Origin of the sequence: Polycladomyces zharkentensis, assembly GCF_016938855.1 — a bacterium.
GTDB lineage: Bacteria > Bacillota > Bacilli > Thermoactinomycetales > JIR-001 > Polycladomyces > Polycladomyces zharkentensis.
This window is the reverse complement of sequence record NZ_JAFHAP010000019.1, coordinates 24,808-44,874: the sequence shown is the minus strand read 5'-3', so window position 1 is coordinate 44,874 and position 20,067 is coordinate 24,808. Positions and strand designations below refer to the sequence as shown.

Annotated in this window: 17 protein-coding genes and 1 pseudogene; 12 read left to right on the top strand and 6 right to left on the bottom strand. The window is 52.5% G+C overall.

Annotated elements, in window-relative coordinates:
- A partial coding sequence (locus JQC72_RS15910) for an FAD-dependent oxidoreductase (RefSeq protein ID WP_205497400.1) occupies positions 1-115 on the bottom strand: 115 nt, incomplete at its 3' end.
- 346 nt (positions 116-461) lie between these two features.
- Between JQC72_RS15910 and JQC72_RS15905 the strand changes: the two genes are divergently transcribed.
- Complete coding sequence (locus JQC72_RS15905) at positions 462-1,106, top strand: PadR family transcriptional regulator (protein WP_205497390.1); 645 nt, start codon at positions 462-464, stop codon at positions 1,104-1,106.
- Between the two features lie 99 nt (positions 1,107-1,205).
- Entirely contained in the window at positions 1,206-1,490 is a 285-nt protein-coding gene (locus JQC72_RS15900) for an ASCH/PUA domain-containing protein (protein ID WP_335342489.1), read from the top strand.
- On the opposite strand, the gene JQC72_RS15895 is transcribed toward JQC72_RS15900, so the two are convergent.
- On the bottom strand, positions 1,457-3,877 hold the full coding sequence (locus tag JQC72_RS15895) for an ATP-binding cassette domain-containing protein (RefSeq protein WP_205497386.1): 2,421 nt from the start codon (positions 3,875-3,877) through the stop codon (positions 1,457-1,459). The genes JQC72_RS15900 and JQC72_RS15895 overlap by 34 nt on opposite strands.
- 153 nt (positions 3,878-4,030) lie before the next feature.
- Here JQC72_RS15895 and JQC72_RS15890 point away from each other — a divergent pair, with 153 nt between their 5' ends.
- Positions 4,031-4,732, top strand: coding sequence for a MerR family transcriptional regulator (locus JQC72_RS15890; RefSeq protein WP_205497384.1), 702 nt, complete (start codon positions 4,031-4,033; stop codon positions 4,730-4,732).
- Positions 4,733-5,005: 273 nt separating this feature from the next.
- On the opposite strand, the gene JQC72_RS15885 is transcribed toward JQC72_RS15890, so the two are convergent.
- The 3 genes from JQC72_RS15885 to JQC72_RS15875 form a co-directional block, all read right to left on the bottom strand.
- Positions 5,006-5,317 (bottom strand): hypothetical protein, encoded by a 312-nt coding sequence (locus tag JQC72_RS15885; RefSeq protein ID WP_205497382.1) that lies wholly within the window; start codon positions 5,315-5,317, stop codon positions 5,006-5,008.
- A 615-nt stretch (positions 5,318-5,932) separates the two neighbouring features.
- Positions 5,933-7,138, bottom strand: coding sequence for a trans-sulfuration enzyme family protein (locus JQC72_RS15880; RefSeq protein WP_205497381.1), 1,206 nt, complete (start codon positions 7,136-7,138; stop codon positions 5,933-5,935).
- 27 nt (positions 7,139-7,165) lie between these two features.
- On the bottom strand, positions 7,166-8,413 hold the full coding sequence (locus JQC72_RS15875) for a threonine synthase (protein WP_302104959.1): 1,248 nt from the start codon (positions 8,411-8,413) through the stop codon (positions 7,166-7,168).
- 251 nt (positions 8,414-8,664) lie between these two features.
- Between JQC72_RS15875 and JQC72_RS15870 the strand changes: the two genes are divergently transcribed.
- From JQC72_RS15870 to JQC72_RS15840, 7 genes are all read left to right on the top strand, one after another.
- A complete protein-coding gene (locus JQC72_RS15870) occupies positions 8,665-8,829 on the top strand; it encodes a hypothetical protein (RefSeq protein ID WP_205497379.1) in 165 nt (54 codons plus the stop codon).
- Positions 8,807-10,345, top strand: a complete 1,539-nt coding sequence (locus JQC72_RS15865) for an amino acid permease (protein WP_302104958.1) — start codon at positions 8,807-8,809, stop codon at positions 10,343-10,345. Before JQC72_RS15870 ends, JQC72_RS15865 begins: the two co-directional genes overlap by 23 nt.
- A 327-nt stretch (positions 10,346-10,672) precedes the next feature.
- The gene (locus tag JQC72_RS15860; protein ID WP_205497377.1) at positions 10,673-11,872 is read left to right on the top strand and encodes a M20 family metallopeptidase; all 1,200 of its coding nucleotides are present in this window, start codon (positions 10,673-10,675) and stop codon (positions 11,870-11,872) included.
- A gap of 535 nt (positions 11,873-12,407) precedes the next feature.
- Positions 12,408-13,862, top strand: a complete 1,455-nt coding sequence (locus JQC72_RS15855) for an NAD-dependent succinate-semialdehyde dehydrogenase (protein WP_205497375.1) — start codon at positions 12,408-12,410, stop codon at positions 13,860-13,862.
- A gap of 25 nt (positions 13,863-13,887) precedes the next feature.
- Positions 13,888-15,258 carry a glutamine synthetase family protein gene (locus tag JQC72_RS15850; protein ID WP_205497373.1) on the top strand — a complete coding sequence of 457 codons (1,371 nt, stop codon included), beginning with the start codon at positions 13,888-13,890 and terminating at the stop codon, positions 15,256-15,258.
- A gap of 230 nt (positions 15,259-15,488) precedes the next feature.
- A complete protein-coding gene (locus JQC72_RS15845; protein ID WP_205497371.1) occupies positions 15,489-16,256 on the top strand; it encodes an SDR family NAD(P)-dependent oxidoreductase in 768 nt (255 codons plus the stop codon).
- A 288-nt stretch (positions 16,257-16,544) separates the two neighbouring features.
- Positions 16,545-17,063 (top strand): GNAT family N-acetyltransferase, encoded by a 519-nt coding sequence (locus JQC72_RS15840; RefSeq protein ID WP_205497369.1) that lies wholly within the window; start codon positions 16,545-16,547, stop codon positions 17,061-17,063.
- A gap of 711 nt (positions 17,064-17,774) precedes the next feature.
- On the opposite strand, the gene JQC72_RS15835 is transcribed toward JQC72_RS15840, so the two are convergent.
- Positions 17,775-18,554, bottom strand: a complete 780-nt coding sequence (locus JQC72_RS15835) for a PaaX family transcriptional regulator C-terminal domain-containing protein (RefSeq protein WP_205497366.1) — start codon at positions 18,552-18,554, stop codon at positions 17,775-17,777.
- A gap of 227 nt (positions 18,555-18,781) precedes the next feature.
- On the opposite strand from JQC72_RS15835, the pseudogene JQC72_RS15830 reads away from it, so the two are divergent.
- Together JQC72_RS15830 and JQC72_RS15820 are read left to right on the top strand one after the other, a co-directional pair.
- A pseudogene (locus tag JQC72_RS15830) lies at positions 18,782-19,677 on the top strand (MFS transporter).
- Positions 19,674-19,928: an MFS transporter gene (locus JQC72_RS15820; protein ID WP_205497361.1), complete on the top strand. Its 255-nt coding sequence runs from the start codon at positions 19,674-19,676 to the stop codon at positions 19,926-19,928. Before JQC72_RS15830 ends, JQC72_RS15820 begins: the two are co-directional and overlap by 4 nt.
- The last annotated feature ends 139 nt before the right edge of the window (positions 19,929-20,067 follow it).

The window sequence follows — 20,067 nt, the reverse complement described above, 5'->3', positions numbered from 1 at the left end:
CGACCAGCGTCACTTTGCGTCCCAGCTGGGCGGCCCGGATGGCGGCCACGTAGCCGCCGGGACCGCCGCCGATGACCAGCACGTCGACTTCGTTTGCGAAATCTCCCACTACCATCTTCTCTCATCTCCATCATCAAGAGGTTCGGGTTTTCAAGCAGCTCTTTCGCCCGGTTCATGAAGTACACCATCATTTCGCCGTCGAAAACGGTGGTCAAACTGAGTGAGATACGGATGGACTTCGATTTGAATGAGACTTCCATCCACTCACTGCTCTATTGCTATACCCGTTTTTTCGACAAATCAAACTATTTCGGCGAGAAGAAGTTCGACTTAAGGGGATACATATATGGACTCCTTATATCCATCATAGAGAAAAATATGTTGATCGATAACGATATATCGTTTATAATCAGTTTACGATATATCGTTATCGAACGCCCAGAAGGAAGGGGACAAGTTCTATGTTTCACCATCCTTATCACATGAACCCTTTTCATCTTTGGATGAGACAGGATTCAATGGCAAACGGTTCTTTCGATCCGAGAATGAGATTTTTTCACGGGCCTGGTGCCGGAGGACCTTTTGGTCCGAAGAACCCTTTCAAAGCGATGAGATCGGGAAAACGCTTTTTCAAACGCGGAGGCATCAAATTCGCCCTTCTCAAACTTTTGCTTGAAGGACCCATGCATGGTTACGAAATGATGAAAAAATTGGAAGAGAAAACAGAAGGTTTCTATGTACCAAGCCCCGGATCGATCTATCCGACTTTGCAATTGTTGGAAGATCAAGGCTATGTCACCGTGGAAGAGAGGGAAGGAAAAAAATTATATTGCATAACGGATGCCGGGCGAAACTATTTGAAAGAAAACCAAAAAGAACAATCATCTTTCATCTCTTCTGAATTCGAACCCTTTGTTCAGCATCAGGATGTTCAACAAATCCATTTTGAAGCGGCCGAATTGTCCCGCCTGGTCATGTTTGTCACTCATCAAGTGTTACGTTGTTCAAATGATGAAGAAAAAGAGGAACTGCTTCATTTCTTGAAAAAAACACGCAATGAATTGCTTGCCTTACTGCAACAACAAGACCAACAGTCGGAAGATTAACCCCCTTACGGTGAGCTTTGTCCCTCTCGCAAGTCCGACAGAATTGGGGGACAGCCGAGTCTCAGTTGTCGAGTGACGGTGTTGGGAAAAGGTGGAGGGATGATGATCCACAAGCTCAAAATCTGGTCGGAATGTTTTGAGGCAGTTTTGCGGGATCAGAAGAGGGTTGAGATTCGCAAAGAGGATAGAGGTTTCAAGGTAGGACACTATCTCCTTCTTCAAGAGTGGGACCCTGAACGGGAGAGTTATACCGGAAGAGAAGTGGTCCGACGTATCACACACATCGTGAAGGGGGATGAAGGGCTACAACCCGGGTATGTCGCGCTGTCCCTCACTGATCCGAAGTGGTTTCAAAGTGCCGGAGACCCTAGAGACCGGTACTGACGAGGAAATTGACTGGATACTTGCTCACCGGAGTATGATGGATGACAATGGTGATCGTCCCATGTGGGGCGGCTTATTTGTTCGGTTTTCAGTGCTCCGGGGTGCAGCCTCGTTGTCGGCTCATCCAGCAAATACAACGTATGATTTTTCGTTTTTTTGCTCAATTCTTTGGCCAACTTGGTCCGTTGGGCTTCTCCGCCAGACAACGTATTGACGGATTGTCCCCACTTCAAGTAGCCAAGTCCCACTTCACAGAGCAGCTTCGCCGTTTCGGTTATTTTCTGCTGGTCCTCAAAAACGGACAAACTCTCTTGAACGGTCATGTCCAATAAGTCGGAGATGGTATAGCCTTTGTACGTAACACGGAGAACACTCTTTTTAAAACGTCTGCCGCGGCAAGCAGGGCAACGAACTTCCACCTCCGGGAGAAAATGCATGTGAACCGGTACAACGCCGAGTCCTTGGCAGGTTTCGCACCTGCCTCCAGGCGAATTGAAAGAGAAGTGTTTTGCCGTTAACTTACTGCGTTTTGCTTCGGGCAAACGGGCAAACAGATTTCTTAAGTGTGTATACACTTCGGTATACGTGGCAATGTTGGATCTCTTCATGCGCGAAAGGGGTGACTGGTCAACGGTAACCAGCTGTCCAACCGCATCCCATCCGGTGATTCTTTCGCAACCGATGGGCTGTCCCTTTTCCCGATAAGAAGCGGCAAGCACATCGAACAGGAGCGTGGATTTCCCCGAACCCGAAACACCGGTAACGGAAACAAGGCAGCCGAGCGGAAACGAAACCGTAATGTGCTTCAAATTTCGCGCATGCGCATTTCGGATCGTCAGAAAATGACCATTCCCTCTCCTTCGTTTGCGCACTTTCCCGGGATGGCTTTCTTCTCTGAAATACGCTCCAGTCACCGATTTCGGGTTGTTGATCAAATCCTCCAATCGCCCCTGACCAACCACATTTCCTCCAAAGCTGCCAGCGCCTGGCCCCATGTCAATAATGTGATCAGCCGCCCGCATCACCTCTTCGTCATGTTCAATAACCAGCACAGTGTTTCCCAAATCTCGCAATTGGTACAACATTCGGATTAGTCCTTTTGTATCTTTCGGATGCAGTCCGGCCGTCGGTTCGTCCAAAATGTAGAGTACACCGGTCAGTCCGGAACCCAGTATCGTTGCCAGCCTTAACCTTTGCGCCTCCCCTCCGGACAGCGTAACGACCTGTCGGTGAAGCGACATATAACCAAGCCCTACATCCATGAGCCGTTTCGTTCTGACTACACAATCGTGCAGGATTGGTTTGACAATGAGCAATTGCTCCGAAGACAGCTTGTCCTTCAATTTGTCCTGCAATGAGTTCATCCAGGCCAACGCATCCGCGATCGACCATGAAGAAACCTCGGCAATGGAAGCCCCGTCGACGGTAACGAGAAGGCTTTCCTTCTTTAATCTTGCCCCCTGGCAATCAGGGCACAATTGCTTATGAAACAATTGTGATTCGCCGGGTTCGCTTCCCTTTTCCCTGTATCTTTTCCATATTCCCGTTATCACACCTTCAAACTTTCCTTTTCTCACCGCTTTCGGCGGCATCACGTTCGGGAAATGCCTCTTGAATTCTTCACTCTCCACTCCGTAAAGGAGCAAATCGAGTTGAACCGCATTGTAATCCTTTATGGGCAGATGCTCGTCAAATGAAAATCCGTAATGTTTGGCCGCAGCCTTCAGGATCTTCGTATAATGATCGATCACAAAATCGTGCTGCCAGATCAAGACACCACCGTCACGCAAACTCCGATTCTTATCAATTACGGCGTCCATGTTCAAAGTGGCGATTTGGCCCAGCCCGCTGCAGGTAATACATGCGCCTTCCGGCTTGTTGAATGAAAAATGTGTCATCGTCAATTTCTCAAGGGGATGACCGCAATTTGGGCAAGGGACCATTCCGTACGTATCATAGGGCTCTTCTTCATCCAAAATTCCGTCCTGGGAAACTTCTCCTTCAAAAGAAGGTCCGATCGTCGTCCCGCAGGATGGACATGGTCGCTCTCCAATTTTGGCAAACAGGATTCTGAGATAAGTATAGATATCTGTCACGGTACCGACGGTCGACCTCGGGTTGTGGTTCGCAATATGTTGTCCCACACTGATGGACGGGCTGAGTCCGTGGATGGCGTCAACCTTTGGTTTGCTGGTCTGATAGGTGATCATCCCCAATGATTCCATAAACTGACGCTGGGATTCCCGTTGCAGTGTATCTATCGCCAAGGTGGATTTCCCGGAACCTGAGGGTCCGGTGATGACAACAAGCTTATGCTTGGGAATTTCCAGCGATATATTTTTCAGGTTGTGCTCCCGAGCGCCTTTGATCTTGATAGTGCCCTGCATGCTCATTCCTCCTCGCACGATGTTTAACTGGCAAATTCATTCTACAACATTGATGCAAGTGCTAAAGTTAAATTCAATATTCCCCAGTATTATCGAGAGAAACATTTTCATGCTGGTTTAAACTTTAGTTATAATGTTTATGGAGGGAAGGACATGAAGATAAGACCGATTGACATTGCCAGAAAATTGAATATCAGCACAAGCACCCTGAGACGTTATGAAAGTTGGGGAATTGTTCCTCCTTCCGAGCGCGCAGCAAACGGCTATCGGATGTACACCGAAGAACACGTGGCTTATTTTGAATGCATTTGGGCCATGCTCCCTGGATTCGGCAGGAGTATCACAAAGGAAGTTTTGCGAAAAGTGCAAAGGAAAGAGGTGGACGACGCGCTCTGGCTCGTTAACAAGCAACAGGCACGTATCCACCAAGATAAAACGATGGCGGAGAAAACCGTTCGGATCTTGGAAAACGAGGAACTGGACAATTTCGAACCGGAAGGGAAAAGAAAATGGATGACGATTGGGGAGGTTTCCGCCTTAACAGGTGTTTCAAGTTCAGCCATCCGGCATTGGGAAAAGGAAGGGCTGATTTCGTTGCCCCGGGACCAAACAAACGGCTATCGGAGGTTTCATCGCAACCAAATCCGGCAAATCCAGATGATCCGTATATTGCGATCGGCCAATTATCCACTCGAAGTCATTAGGCAGGTTATTAAGGAGTTAGGCCATAACCACATTGAAGTCGCAAGAAGATTCGCCCGGGACTCTCTCGAAAAACTGAATTCCATCAACCGCAATCAAATGCGGGGTATCTATTACTTATACCGGTTACTCAGTTTATTGGAATTACTATGACCTTGCACTTTTGCGGCGATGTCTTCGAGCCAGGGGCCAGTCCCCGGATTTCTCCCTTCTCCCTCCTTCTCAGTTCGTCAATCTCTTCGGATAGTATTGCCTTTCTCTCCATCAGTGGTCGTTGGGGAACATATGACCCTTATGGAACAGAGCTATCCACATACAAAGAAAGAGAGGGTTTCCCCTCTCCTCAACACCTGTAAGTCAATATATGCCAGGAGCCGCCCCCTGTTATATGAACAGTCCCCGGTTGTGGATGAAGGGATGACTCTTTCAGCCTACGAAGAACTCAATCAAATCTTTGAGTCCGCTAATGATGGCAGCGACCGTCGCAGAGAAAACGAGGATGTTTCCATACTTGGACTGGAGATCCCCCAGTTTTTTGTTGAGTTCGATCAGGAGCTGTTTTTCTACATAACCTTGCTCGACCTGTTCTTTTAATTGATCGGAGAGTTCGGTCAGTTTGTGTATCTTCTCGTAAAACTCTATCTCCTTCGGGTCTGGACTATAAGAACATACCACTCCTGGAGGAATAACTGTTTCATTGTCTGTTTTTAACTGGTGTGCCCTCCATTTGTACACCATTGGAGACTCCCAAACGCTCTGCCAATTCAGTTTGTGTGATTCCTTTGTAAATGCGGTAAGCAATCAGCATTCGCCCCAACTGATCCAAGCTGGTTTTTCGCGGGAACTCACCTTTTTTTACCTTCTCGTAGTATTTCACTTCGTCTTCGATTTGATGGTAATACGTCCACAATGGTACTAATGCTTTTTCCACCTGTTCCGGGGTTAAACCGATTTGTTCAAAGTGTTGTTTCTTTTCTTGAATGCTCTTCCGTTGTGCCTCTAAAGCCTTCAGGGACTTTTGGTATATTCTGCATCCGTTCGGATCAACTCAGGCCCCTCCATTTAACGGATAATCTGAATCATCCCTTTTTCTCGGTATGTCCTACGTTGGAGTCGAAACGCGTCCGGAAATGCTAAATCCTTTCCATCTTCATCCCGGATACCAGTTTGATTACTAAAAAAACCGTACAGATCACTGGGGATATCGGTGTAGAGGGTACAACGCTACTCGATATTTGTGCCACATAGGAAGCTGAGGTTGATAGGGGGAATCCGGGTGTGGTTAAAGGCCGGAAACATAACGTTCCGGCCTTGATCAATCGATGCAGATCGATTTCAATCACCAAGTATGCATTAAACCACCTGCAGTGCTTGTAACAGATCCGCTTTCAGGTCGTCGATATGCTCGAGTCCGACCGAATAGCGTACGAAATTGGGCTGAATTCCGGCTGTCCGCATTTGTTCCTCGGTCATCACGCCTCCCCACATCGCCGCAGTGTGTACCACCAGGGAATCAACCCCGCCCAAGCTGACTGCGTTCAGCGACAGTTTCAGTGCAGAAACGAAGCGCTCTGTCGCTTCATAACCGCCTTTGATTTCGAAGGCGATCATTCCCCCGAAACCACGCATTTGACGCTTCGCCAACTCGTGTTGTGGATGGCTGGCAAGTCCGGGGTAATATACCCGCTCGATCTGCGGCTGTGCCTCCAGAAACTCCGCCAAGGCGAGGGCGTTGGCATTGATGCGTTCGACCCGCATCGGAAGCGTACGCAAACCGCGCAATAGCAACCACGCATCCATCGGCGAGAGAACTGAGCCGATGGAGATATGCGTGTGCCAAATGCGCTCGGCCAACTCTTCGCTGGTGCAGATCACGCCGGCCGTCAAATCATGGTGACCACCCAAATATTTGGTTGCGCTGTGAACAACCACATCGACACCCAGGTCATGAGGCCGTTGATTGATCGGCGTCGCGAACGTATTATCGGCTACAACGATAATCCCGCGTGGGCGGGCCAACTCCGCCACGGCAGCCAAATCGGTCACCACCAAAGTCGGATTGGCCGGCGATTCCACCATGATGAGCTTTGTATTGGGCCGAATCGCCGCTTCAAAGGCGGAGATGTCGGCTTGTTCGACCAAGGTCACGTCAACACCGAATCGCGGCAGCATCTCGTCCATGATCTTGGCGGTACTCATATAATGCCGCGTCTGTGCGATCACATGGTCGCCGGCGCTGACCAGCGCGAGAATGGTTGTCGCAATCGCCCCCATCCCGGAGCCGGTGACCAGTGCCGTTTCTGTTCCCTCCAACTCCGCCATCACCTTCTTGACGCGTTCATGGACCGGGTTGCCGTAACGCGTGTAATATCGGGGATGGCGAGGAGTTCCCGCCATGTCTGCGAATTCGGCGGAATCTCGTGCGCGGAACGTGGCTGAGTAATAAATCGCCGGAGCTACCGTTCCATCATTGGTGAGCTCATCATCGGCATGTATCACCAGTGTTTCATTTTTGAGTTCACCGAAATTTGGCTCTTGAAAATGATCGCGTTTGTTCATATCCCTTCTCCCTTTCCCGGAATAAAGTTAAGATTCAACTTCCCGATCGGCCATGCCTTCCCGGGATTTCATTGCGATGCGTTCACCCGGTTGGAGCATGAGCGGTTTTGCCTGTATGGTGCGGGGATATTTGATTCCTGTTCCCGTATTTAACACGACAACCGTTTCTCCTTCCTGAATCCAACCGTTTTCTCTCAGGCGGCGAGCGGCAACAAACGTTGCGGCTCCTTCGGGACAGACAAACGCCCCCTCCAACCGGGCGATCCGCTTTTGTTCTTCCAAAATGGAAGTATCGTCCACTGCGATCGCACATCCCTCAGTCTGGTAAATCGCTTCCAGTACAAGGAAATCTCCCAACGCTTTCGGTACATTGATTCCAAAAGCAACGGTGGAGGCATTGTGCCAGTATTCGGATTCCCTTTTCTTTTCTTCCCACGCTTTGACAATGGGGGCACATCCTTCCGCTTGTACGGCAACCAACCGGGGAAGCCGATCCTGAATCCAACCGAGTTCCCGCAATTCTTGCAGTGCTTTGTAAATGCCGATCAATCCCACTCCGCCTCCTGTGGGGTATAAAATCACGTCAGGCAATTTCCACTCCATCTGTTCGGCGATTTCCAGACCCATGGTTTTTTTCCCTTCGATCCGGTATGGTTCTTTCAGCGTAGAGGCATCGTACCAGTGGAAATCCTGTATCCCTTGTGCCACGATTTTCCCCGCGTCACTGATCAAACCGTTGACAAGATACAGGCGGGCGCCGGCAATCGCACACTCACTCCGCGTGATCTCCGGGGCATCGACCGGCATCACGATATGGGATCGAATACCGGCTCTTGCCGCATAGAGCGACCAGGCAGCGCCCGCATTCCCGTTGGTTGGCATGGCTATCTCCCGTATACCCAGTTCTTTTGCTTTTGACACACCGACGGCCGCTCCCCTCGCTTTAAATGTCCCGGTTGGAAGGGAGCCTTCATCTTTCATGTACAATTTGGCAATGTTCATCTCTTGACCGATTTTGAACATGGGAATCAACGGAGTCATTCCTTCGCCCAAGGAAACGACATGCTCGGGAGTTTGAACGGGCAGGAGCTCATGATATCTCCATAAGGTGTTCTCCCTTCCCGTCAAATGAACGGGCCGGTATATCTTTTTTAACTCTTCCAGATGATAATGCACCCTGAGGGGAGACCCACACAGACAAAGATGATGTTCTTCTTCCACTCGGTAGGTTCGGTGACATTTCGGACATGCAAGATGGGAGACATAACTGTACAACTCGATTCAACTCCTACTTATCTGATAGGTTAAATAATATATTAACAAATCTCAAGATTGATGATATGGATCGGGCCGGAAATTGTATGAACAAGTTTGGCTTTCATCATCTGGTGAACCTTCGTTTTGATTGGATGATATTTCTATGGCATTTTTTATTCCAATAATAGGTAAATTTTGAACATTAACTTTATTTGTGTTACACTGACCATATCATCATTGATGGCAATCGGGAGAAAGAGGTGGTTCGGGTGACGGTATGGGGATTGTTGTTGATCGCAGCCACTTGCGTGGTGGCGGTGACGATCGGTGCGATCGCCAACCGGAATGTGCGCTCTTTCAACGAGGAAGCGCATGAAAGTTTCTTGGGGAGCGTGAAGGAGGGGGACATGGTTGACGACCAGCAAATCTCGTAAGGAGATCCAGTTGTCCGAGGACAAAAAGCTGTTGCACCGATTCGGCTATGCCCAAGAACTGTTGCGGGACATGGGCGGGTTTTCGAATTTTGCCATCTCGTTTTCCATCATCTCGATTTTGACCGGTGCCGTATCATTATACGGTCACGGATTGACTTATGGCGGGACGGGCATGATGGGCTTCGGGTGGCCGCTGGTGGCCTTGTTTTGCATGTTGGTGGCCGCATCCATGGCTGAGCTGGCCTCCGCCATCCCGACGGCGGGGGCGTTGTACCATTGGGCCTCGCTTTTGGGAAACAAACGCTGGGGGTGGTATACGGCTTGGATCAACCTGATCGGCCAGATCGGAATCGTGGCGGGCATTGACTACTCGGTCGCCCTTTTTGCCGACGGTTTGCTTTCGCCGGTGTTGGGCTATCAAATGACGGAGACAACCACATTGATCTGGTTTGCTCTCGTGCTGTTGTCCCACGGCATCCTCAACCATGTGGGGATTCGCATAGTGGCCAGGCTGAACGATTTTTCCGCTTGGTATCACATTGCGGTGGTGCTGATTTTGGTCGTAAGCTTGGCCTTTCTGGGACAGCGTCCCCTGCAACCGATCGATACCTTGTTCCGGCTGGGAGAAACGTTTTCGGACAAGCCGTATTGGCTGGCCTTTCTTATCGGTTTGCTGCAGGCGCAATGGACGTTTACCGGATACGACGCTTCAGCCCACACCATAGAGGAGACGATTAACCCCCGGGTGCGGGCGCCATGGGGAATCTTCTCATCCGTTGCGTTTTCCTTTGTGGCCGGGATGGTGATGTTGGCTTTCGTTACCTTGTCCGTCCATGATGTGAAGGCGGCGGTATCTGCGGAAAATCCGTTCATTTATGTGATCAGCCAGGCATTGGGCACTGCCTTCGGTCAAACGATTTTGTGGTTGATCGTGTTGGCCATGTGGTTTTGCGGCCTTTCTTCCATCACTTCATTCTCCCGGATGGTGTACGCTTTTGCGCGGGACAAGGGGATGCCGCGCAGCGATTGGTTTGCCCGAATCAGCAAACGATACCGGACACCCGTTCAGGCGATTTGGTTGTCGGTCATTTTGTCGTTCGTCCTGGCATTGGTTGACTATTTCATCAAAATGGTCAACCCCGATACCACCTACACCACCCTTGCTTTTTTGACAGGGGTCAGCGTGGTGGGGCTGTACGTTTCCTACGGGATTCCCATTTGGCTCCGGCTGGTTGCCGAGGCGAAAGGCCGATTTACCCCGCGTCATCTGGGACCGTGGAATTTGGGAAGGTGGGGGAAGCCGGTTGCTGTTGCCGCGTTGATGTGGATCGTGTTGATCAGTGTGGTGATGGTGATACCACCCAATCAAAATGCAGGGATCGCACTCGTGGCGATGATGTTGATCTTGTTGGTCATGGATTTGGCATATTATCGGGATCATTTCCCCGGTCCTCAGGCGGCCTTGCGGGTGTCGGCCGAGGAGTTGGCCCGGCGGGAAGCCGAGCTGGGGGGTTAGGGTGTGCCGGCTATTCGATCAGCGGATGATGGTTTCCGGTTGACCGAATGCCCTGCCGGTTGCATGGTGGCATTCATCAATGGCCATTTCTGCCGGGGTGTGTTTGGTCATTCAGTAAAGGGACAATGTTTTTCCAAGCGGTCGAAAAAACCACCCCGGACGAACGACCTGCACTCCGGAGCGATCTGATTCCTTGCAGGGTGCAAGGTCCAGCTACCGGACCGCCCCAAGCGAAGCATTTACCGGCGTTGCCACCGGTCCATGCGGTCTTGCTCTTTTTCTTCGTAAAAATGATGCATACGATATTGCCCGAAAAGGAGGAAAACAATGAACGATCCCTCGTCAAGGAAATCATTCACGCCTGATCAAATCCGCTCTGTTGCCGCTGACGTGACGGCAGGTTGGGAGGAACGATTGCGGGCACTGGTGGAAATCGATTGCGGCACGCAAAACCCTGCGGGCGTGAAACGGGTGGGGGACATTTTCGCCGGTTGGATGGCGGACGCGGGTTTTCAAGTGTCTCATCTGCCAATCGAAGGATGTGCCGGATTGTGGGTGGGACGGATGCAGGGAAGCGGGAAGAAGCGGATCGGTTTGCTGGGGCATGCCGATACGGTCTACCCTGACGGAACGGCGGAAGCGCGGCCGATGCAACGCCGTGGTGATCGCTTAATGGGACCCGGTGTATGTGACATGAAGGGCGGTTTGTTGGTGGGGCTTTACGCTGTTCAGGTGTTGTGCAGATTGGGATGGGAGGATTTTGGCGAAGTTCGTCTGGTAGTGAACAGCGAGGAGGAGACCGGCTCTTTTCACACCCGGAACCGGATGATCGAATTGCTGTCCGGGATGGATGCCGTCTATGTGTTGGAAGCGGCGCGGGCCAACGGGGATATCGTCAGTGCCCGGGCGGGGGTGATCCAGCTGACATTGACCTCCCACGGCCGATCCGCTCATGCGGGTGTGGAGCCGGAGAAAGGAGCCAATGCCGTCGTGGAGTTGATCGATCGTCTCCAGTGGCTCCGGAAACGGGCGGCGGAGGAGGGGACCTTTCGGATCAACATCGGGACGATCCGGGGCGGAACCCAGTCCAACGTGGTACCGGATCGGGCTGAGGCACAATTGGATATTCGTCTGTTTCATCCCGATGCCGTTTCCCGAGTGGAGGCGTTGGTGCGGGAGGCGGTCTCCCGGTCGGGCATCTCCGGCGCGAGAACGGAAGCGGACCTGAAGCTGTGGTTTCCGCCCATGGTCCGCAATCCGGCGACCGATCGGCTGGCTGCTTTGGCCCGGGAGTGTGCGGCGTTCCTGGGGATTCACTTGCGGGACACGGATACGGGAGGGGGGTCCGATGCCAATTGGATCGCCGCGCAGGGTGTTCCTTGTTTGGACGGGTTGGGGCCGGTAGGCGGATTGGATCACGGACCGGACGAATATATCGAACCGGAAAGCGTAGTACCGCGTACGTCTTTGTTGGCCCTGCTGATGTCCTGTACACCCTTGGCGAACCCGCGGGAAGACAGAGCCTGATTGATCCTTCGGGACGCGATTGGTCGTTTGTCGGTATGAGGAGAAGGTCTGCCAACAGGGGACTCGAGTGGGTTTGGTCATACATCGAACTGGGAGAAGGGTGGCCTTTTACCCGCGATCTTTTCGAGGCGGGCTAATAGCATTGGCACTGGTTCGTGTCTGGTCATTCCGTAAGGGAGCCATGTTTTTCCGGACGAGCGACTGACCAAGCCCTGACTGAGCGAAGACTTGGGAAGTGCAGGATTGAAATCGCGGGCAATTTCCTCAAAGCGAAGCGTACTTTGCCCGCGAACTGCGCTGACCGGGTCGGAGCGGTCATCATCTGCATCCCTGCAGGGCGCAGGTGGAGCGAGCCGGGAAAACACTGTGGACAACACCAGACACGCCCTGGTGGCATTGGCCTGCCAAGTCGCTTGGAGCCGGATGATGAGATGCAAAACGGTTGTGACAGGGAACAATGGCATCCGGACAAGAGGGATCAACCAGACAACCCTGGACTCACCCGGATCAAAACGATGGAATCAGGAGGGAGATCATGCAGACATGGACAGCGATCCATCAGCGGATGTGGATCGGTGGGCAATGGGTGGACAGTGAATCAGGCGAAACGGTTACCGTGGTCAACCCCGCCAACGGGGAGGTAGTCGGAGACGTACCCAAAGGAGGCCGAAATGAAACAGCACAAGCCGTCGATGCCGCACATCGGGCATTTCCCGCCTGGTCCGGTTTGACGGCCGCCGAACGGGGAGCCTATCTCAAAAAGTGGGCGGAGGAAATCCGTCGCAACCGGGAGTCGTTGGCGCGCCTGCTTACGATGGAGCAGGGGAAACCTTTGTCGGAAGCGTTGGAAGAAGTGGATGCGGCGGCGGATTTTTCGGAGTGGTACGGTGAAGAAGCCAAACGGGTGGCGGGGGAGGCCCTGCCCGGCTCCAAACGCGACCAACGCATCTTGGTGATTCGCCAGCCGGTGGGCGTGGCGGCATTGATTACCCCATGGAACTACCCGGCCACGATGGTGACGCGAAAAATGGCAGCCGCACTGGCCGCCGGATGTACGGTGGTGTTAAAACCGGCCAGCCAGACTCCCTTGACTGCCGCTGCTCTCATGCAATTGCTGGATCAGACGGGACTGCCGTCCGGTGTGGCCAATCTGGTGACGGGAAACGCGGGTGAAATCGGACAAGCATTGCTGGATGATCCCAAGGTGCGAAAAATCTCCTTCACCGGTTCCACCGAGGTGGGCAAACATCTGATCGAAGCCTCGGCCCGGCAGGTGAAACGGCTGTCGTTGGAACTGGGCGGCAACGCACCGTTGATCGTGTTTGCTGATGCGGACGTGGATCGGGCGGTGACTGCCGCGGTGGGCAATAAATTTGAGAATTGCGGACAGATGTGCAACGGGATCAACGTCATCTATGTTCATGAGCGTTTGCTGGACGATTTCCTGCAAAAATTGGTCGACCGTGTAAAGCGGCTGAAAGTCGGTTTCGGCTGGGAGCCGGGGACCGAGATCGGCCCGGTGATCGATGAAGCCGGCATCAGGAAAATCGATGATCTGGTTCGGGATGCGGTGGAGAAGGGAGCGAAGATCTTGACCGGCGGTGAGCGGCTGTCAGAAGGGCCGTTTGCGGGGGGAACCTTCTACGCCCCTACCGTGTTGTCCGGTGTGACCTTCGATATGCGCATCACGCAGGAGGAAATCTTCGGTCCGGTGGCACCCGTGGTTTCCTTCTCCGGTGAGGAGGAGATCGTGAAACGGGTGAACGATACCCCTTACGGACTGGCCGCTTACTTTTTCACCAAGGATATCCGTCGTGCCTTCACAGTGGCGGAAGGGTTGGAATTCGGCATGGTAGCGGTGAATGGCACCTCTCTGAGCGTCCCGCAGGCACCGTTCGGGGGGATCAAAGAGAGCGGGCAGGGACGGGAAGGCGGACGTTACGGCATGGAAGAATTTCTCAACCTCAAGTATCTGTCGATCAATCTGTAAACAATCGGGAGAAAGGGGCGATTCCATGACGACAATACAGACGGCAACCCCGGATATTTTGAAGCAATGGATTGCCGAAGATGTGGTGGATACGGTCATCCTGGGGTTTTGTGATATGCAGGGGAGGTTGGTCGGCAAACGGCTGACGGCGGGTTATTTCCTTGAAGTCATGGATAAAGGTACGCATTTTTGTGATTATTTACTCGGAACGGATATGGAGATGACCACCCCGCAGGGATTTTCCGCGGTAGGGTGGGAAAAAGGATACGGCGATTGGACAGCTCGACCGGATTGGGAGACGCTTCGCCTGATCCCTTGGTTGGAAAAAACGGCCCTGATCCTCGCGGATGTGGTCGATGAAGAAGGTCGGCTGGTGGAGATCGCGCCACGCACAGTCTTGAAGCGTCAGTTGGAACGTGCCGCACAACTGGGCTTTGATCCGTACATGGCGAGCGAGCTGGAGTTTTACCTGATCCGGAATACCTACGAAGAAGCGTGGAGCAAGGGGTATGAAGGGTTAAACCTGGGCGGCCATTATAATGAAGATTATCAACTTTTGCAGGGAACGCGAAACGAACCCTTGTACCGTTTGTTCCGGGAGCAACTCACACAGGCGGGAATTCCGGTGGAGTGCACCAAAGGGGAAGCGGGTATCGCCCAGCATGAGATCAATGTGCGGTACAGTCCGGCGTTGGAGGCAGCCGACCGGCATGTGTTGCTGAAACACGGGATGAAGGAGATGGCGATCCAGCAAGGGGTGGCGGTGACGTTTATGGCCAAGCCGGATCACGAATGGACCGGCTCCAGCTGTCACATTCACGTGAGCTTGAGGGACCGGGAACGTGGGAAAAATGCCTTTTACGATCCGGAGGAGGAGCGGGGCATGTCACGGACGATGCGCCATTTCCTTGCGGGCGTCATTCGCCATATGCGGGAGACGGCGATCCTGTTTGCTCCCAATGTCAATTCCTACAAACGGTACATCACCGCCAGCTGGGCACCGACCAACATCGTTTGGGGTTGGGATAACCGGACCTGCGGACTGCGGATCGTGGGCAAAGGGGAGAGCCTGCGCATCGAGAACCGTTTCCCCGGAGCCGATGCCAACCCGTATCTCGCATATGCCGCCATGATCGCGTCCGGATTGGAAGGCATCGAACAAGGCTACGAGCTGGAAGCGGCTTGCGACGGCAACGGATATAACCAGACCGGTACACACCGTCTCCCTGCTTCGCTGTACGAAGCGATCGTCGCGTTTTCCGAAAGCGGGTTTGTTCGGAAGGCATTGGGAGAGGAGGTCGCCGCTCACTACCTGAATGCCGCCCGGGTGGAACAGCAAGCATATGACCGAATCGTCACCGATTGGGAAAAACGGCGCTACTTTGAACGTATATAACCGGTTCGTATGTTGACACTCCACACAACTGAAGCATCAAAGGGGAATCCCTTGGTCGCCCTGGGTTTATGAAGTGATTCGCGCCAGTAGACCGTGCATTTTCAGGCGGATTCAAGGAAGCATTCACCGAATTGCGTGAAGGGTGGCTTGTTTCCAGTGGGCGACCTTGGCAAATCAGACTCACTCGGAAATCAAACAGGGATATTCACACAATGGCAGGAGGGACTTTTATGCGCCTGAAAGAGAAAGTGGCTGTCATCACCGGTGCCGGCAGCGGGATGGGCAGAAAGGCGGCGGAAATGTTTGCCGCCGAGGGAGCCAAAGTCGCTGTGCTGGAACGTAACGAAGAGGCGGGGAGAGAAGCGGCCGAATTCATCGTCCGACAAGGGGGAGAAGCGGCTTTCTTCCCCTGTGATGTTGCCGATGAGGCCAGTGTGAAGCAGGCGATCGAAGGAGCACACGAACGGTTCGGCCGGCTGGATGTGTTGTACAATAACGCGGGAATCATGCCGGAAGCCGATCACTCCGTCATTGACACGTCCGTCGAGGTGTGGGACCAGGTGATGGCGGTGAATGTCCGGGGCATCTTTCTGACCTGCAAATACACGATCCCCCATATGATCCGACAGGGGAAAGGGTCGATCATCAATATTGCTTCCTTTGTCGCCCTGGTCGGGTGCAGTGTGCCCCAAGACGCCTATACCGCTTCCAAGGGAGCGGTGATTTCCCTCACCAAATCGCTGGCCATTCAATTCCGGCCCAAAGGGATTCGAAGCAATGTGATCTGTCCGGGGCCGATTGAAACGCCGTTGATGACGGAATGGCTGTTGAAGGATGAGGAAGCCCGTCGCATCCGGTTGAGCCGTCAACCCAGCGGGCGGTTCGGCCGTCCGGAGGATATTGTCCATTGCGCAATTTACCTTGCCTCCGACGAATCCGACTGGACCAACGGTGCGGTCATCACGATCGACGGCGGGATTACCAGCAACTATTTTTAAAAGCTCGTCCCCCTTAATGGAGGGAGGCTTGACAAAGGGGGTGGCCACCTCACCTCTTTGCCAAAAGTGACTCTGATTTCCCGTCGAGCGACTCTGGCTGTTGCCACGGAGCGGAAGACGGGAAACAGGGGTTTGCGTATATTAGTCAATAACCTTTCCCCCCCTTTTAAGGGGAGAGAATGTTGACCGAGTCGCTGCGGCCGGTCCCTCCCCCTCTTTTCCTTTTTGGCCAACGTCATATGAATGGGAATCGGCTGCCGCTTTCATGGCAAAATGGGAGGAATCCTCATGTTTGAAACCGAGCGGTTGACAGTGGCCCCGATCGAAGACGAACATTTGAACGACCTCTATCTGGTGTATCTATCCAATCCCGATTATCTCCGCATAACCGAAGGCATCACCGACGGAATGGGGGTCTACACCCGCGATCAGATGTTGCGGGATCTGCAGGTGGCCGAGTGGACGGGCCGCACGCCGCTGGGCGTTATTCGGCAGGAGGATCGGAAACTCATCGGAATCTTGGAATACTGGGAACGGTCGGATACGGACGGTATGCCTTGGCTGGGGCTGTTGATGATCCACCGCGACTGTCAGCGACGTGGATTCGGCCGCGAAGCGGCGGAAAGGTTTCTTCGATGGGCAGCCGAGCGCGGTTGGCCCGAGGTGCGCCTGGGAGTGGTGGAGGATAACCGGGCCGCGCTTTCGTTTTGGCGCGCGTTGGGATTCCGGGAATACGAGACAAGGGAGAAACGCTTTCCTGCGGGTGTCAAGCAGGTCATCTGTATGCGATATGAAACGGCATCGTGAACCAATTGACTGTACAACAACAAGCCATCCGGTTTCGGATGGCTTGTTGTATGGTCCGGTGATGCCGCCGGGTTTGCGGGAGCGCCAAGCAAGGAGGTATTCGCTTGGAGAAGTTGGTACATAAGCCTTGACACACCACACATCTGAAGACGTGGGATTCCTGGGTCGTTGGCGTCCACGGTCCGTTTCCACTTTGGACAACACCCAGGTTCAGGGGTGTGTCATCACCCCGTCCCATGCAGTTCTGCAGCGATGCTGCATGTGCCCGCATGGGCGGGGCACCTGTTGCCGGTACGCCGGTTCCTCTTGACTGGTGGAAGTTTTCGCACCAGAACCTCCTGCCATGACGTACACAGGAACAACCCCACAGCCAGTGGGAGAGCACCGCTCGTATACAACAAATTGGTTGCTCTTACCATCGCCAAAAGGAGATGGCGAGCAACGCCGCCTTTCATCTCACGATTGAAATACCCCAAGGGCCTTCCTATTGTTACCGTGGGCTTTCAGACAGCCATTTCTGTAGTTGGGACAATATCCGGTACCATCACCGTGACCGTGTTACTGCCATGGATGTTGGGTACGGTTCCTTTGTCGACATTTCAGGATTTATTGTCAAAAATTTTGATTGTTGGAAGGAAATGTTCTCTATTTGAAGGGCATACGGTAATAATTCATTTATTATGCTTGTTGCGACCGGAACAGAAAGCGCTTTCATTTCCGGGCCAATTGCAAAATGCCCTTATCGCTTTCGACATATTGAATCAAATGATCATACAACTCGCGGTACAAACGCCATGCTTCGGGGCCGGGCCAGTCCTTCGGCAGAAATTTGGCAGGAAGGATCGGGTCCTGAAGGAGGATATTCCCGAAACGCTCGCCCAGCTCCAAAATCTCGAAAAAGGCATCCCATGGCGAAATAGAAGGCAGACGTGAAAAGTGTGTGCGTTTTTCCGAGCCCCAGGCGAGAAACTCCTCATATAACCCCCTGATGTGCTCCAAGTCCCAGATCTCATGTACCTTGGAATCAATCTCCCCAAAAGTGAAATGCCCGGTGAACATGCTGACAAACTCACTCAATCCCTGCTCCTCCAAGATTTGTCTGACGGATTGCGTTTGATCGTGGGGAGAGAGAAATACGCTGTGATACAACTGCCCGTATCCTAAATGGATCAGCTCTTGACGCAGGGTGTTTCGAAAGTTCCGGTGGGATTCGGGAATCTGGTACAGAACCAAATGCCAAGAACCGTTCCAGGTGCGGTCTTTTTGAGCCAATTTGAATTGAAACGCCGTCAGAAAGTTTGTACCCGCAGAAGTGAGCGAATACCGCCGCCGATGGTGCCGGATGTATCCCAGTCGTTTGAGACGGGATAATGCATTTCGAACGGATTGAGGTGAATATCGCCGTCCTTGGTAGATGTCGATCAGTTCCGACACTTCCATCTCAGGTTTTCTCATCAGTATGTAAAGGATTTGCTTCTCAAGAGAAATCATGGACTCACCCCCCATATACAAAGGAATTGTAGCATGAATCGCAACAGCTGGAAACAAAGGTTTCTCCCTTTTATAATCAAATAATTGGCTAATGTAAAAAAAGTAGGTTATAAATTAAAATAAGTCGATCGCTTTACAAAAATAAGTATCAGAAAAATGTCCAGAAAGGAAAGGTGAATCGGGTGACGGCTGTACTCCATTACCGATTGTTGATCCTATTGCTTTTTATGATCATTTTTTTGATTGGAGCAGATACATTTTTGGTGTCACCTCTCATTCCGTTGTTAAGTCGAGAACTGCATATGTCGGTGGGGCAGGGAGGTTTGTTGGTTACCGCTTATGCGCTTGCCTACGCTGTAGCGGCGTTGGTATTCGGACCGCTTTCAGATCGGGTCGGTCGTCGTAAGATGATTTTATGGGGTACCTTTGCCTTTGGATTATTCTCGTTGTTGTGCGGAGTGGCTTGGAACTTTTGGACACTTTTTCTTTTCCGCGCACTGTCCGGATTTGCTGCTGCCGCGACCGCTCCGCAAGTATGGGCCTCCGTCGGTGATTGGATTCCCTATGAGAAGCGGGGCAAAGCCGTGGGAATCATCGCAGCGGCTTTGTCCGTCAGCCAGATCATCGGTGTTCCTGCAGGGGCATTCATTGCTGGCGGACTCCGTTTTGGGTGCTGTCTATCCTTGCGTTTGTCATCTGGGGGGGCGCATTTGGGATATATCCCCGTGTTCATCGCTCGTATCCGCCCGGAACGCCTCCTGATCTTTTACGTTCTTCGGGACAAGTGATGACCAATGGCCAAGCTTTCTCGGGATTGTGCGTTACATTTTTCCTGATGTTAGCCAGTTTTGGCATGTACACCTATTTGGGATCATGGCTTGCTACGGCCTTCCATCTGAAGGTAACCATGGTCGGTATCATCATCGTTGCGGTTGGGGTCGGAAATTTTGTCGGGAATATGGTCGGCGGCTTTTTATCTGACCGGTATGGCAAACGTGGTATGTTAATGTGGGCTCTCACTGTGATGGCTGTTACGCTGTTTATGTTGCCACACACGGTCTACAGCCTCACATCGGCGCTGATATGCATCTTTGTCTGGATGGTGAGTGGGGGGCTTCCTTGACCGCATTGAATGCCATTTTGACAGAAATGGCGCCTCATTTGCGCGGGACGATGATGTCGCTGAACAATTCGTTCATGTACGTCGGCACCACGGTAGGAGCTGCGCTGGGCGGATTGATTTTGGAACGAGGCGGTTTTGCGGGTGTCGGACTGATGTGTGCTGTTTCCGCCGCTATTGCCATTTTGTTGGTGGGTATTGCGGTAAAAATCACCCCGGTTCGGAAAGCTGCGGTCCGGCAAGGTATCGAGTGATGTTTCTTTGAGAAAAGATCGGGCGACCCCGGCCTTCAGGTTGTTCTCACAGTTCCACTCGAAATTCCCGTAACCCTCGTAGAAAGCTAGATAGATTGTCTCAACGGTAAATTCGGACCTGCCCACCATACGAGGGTGG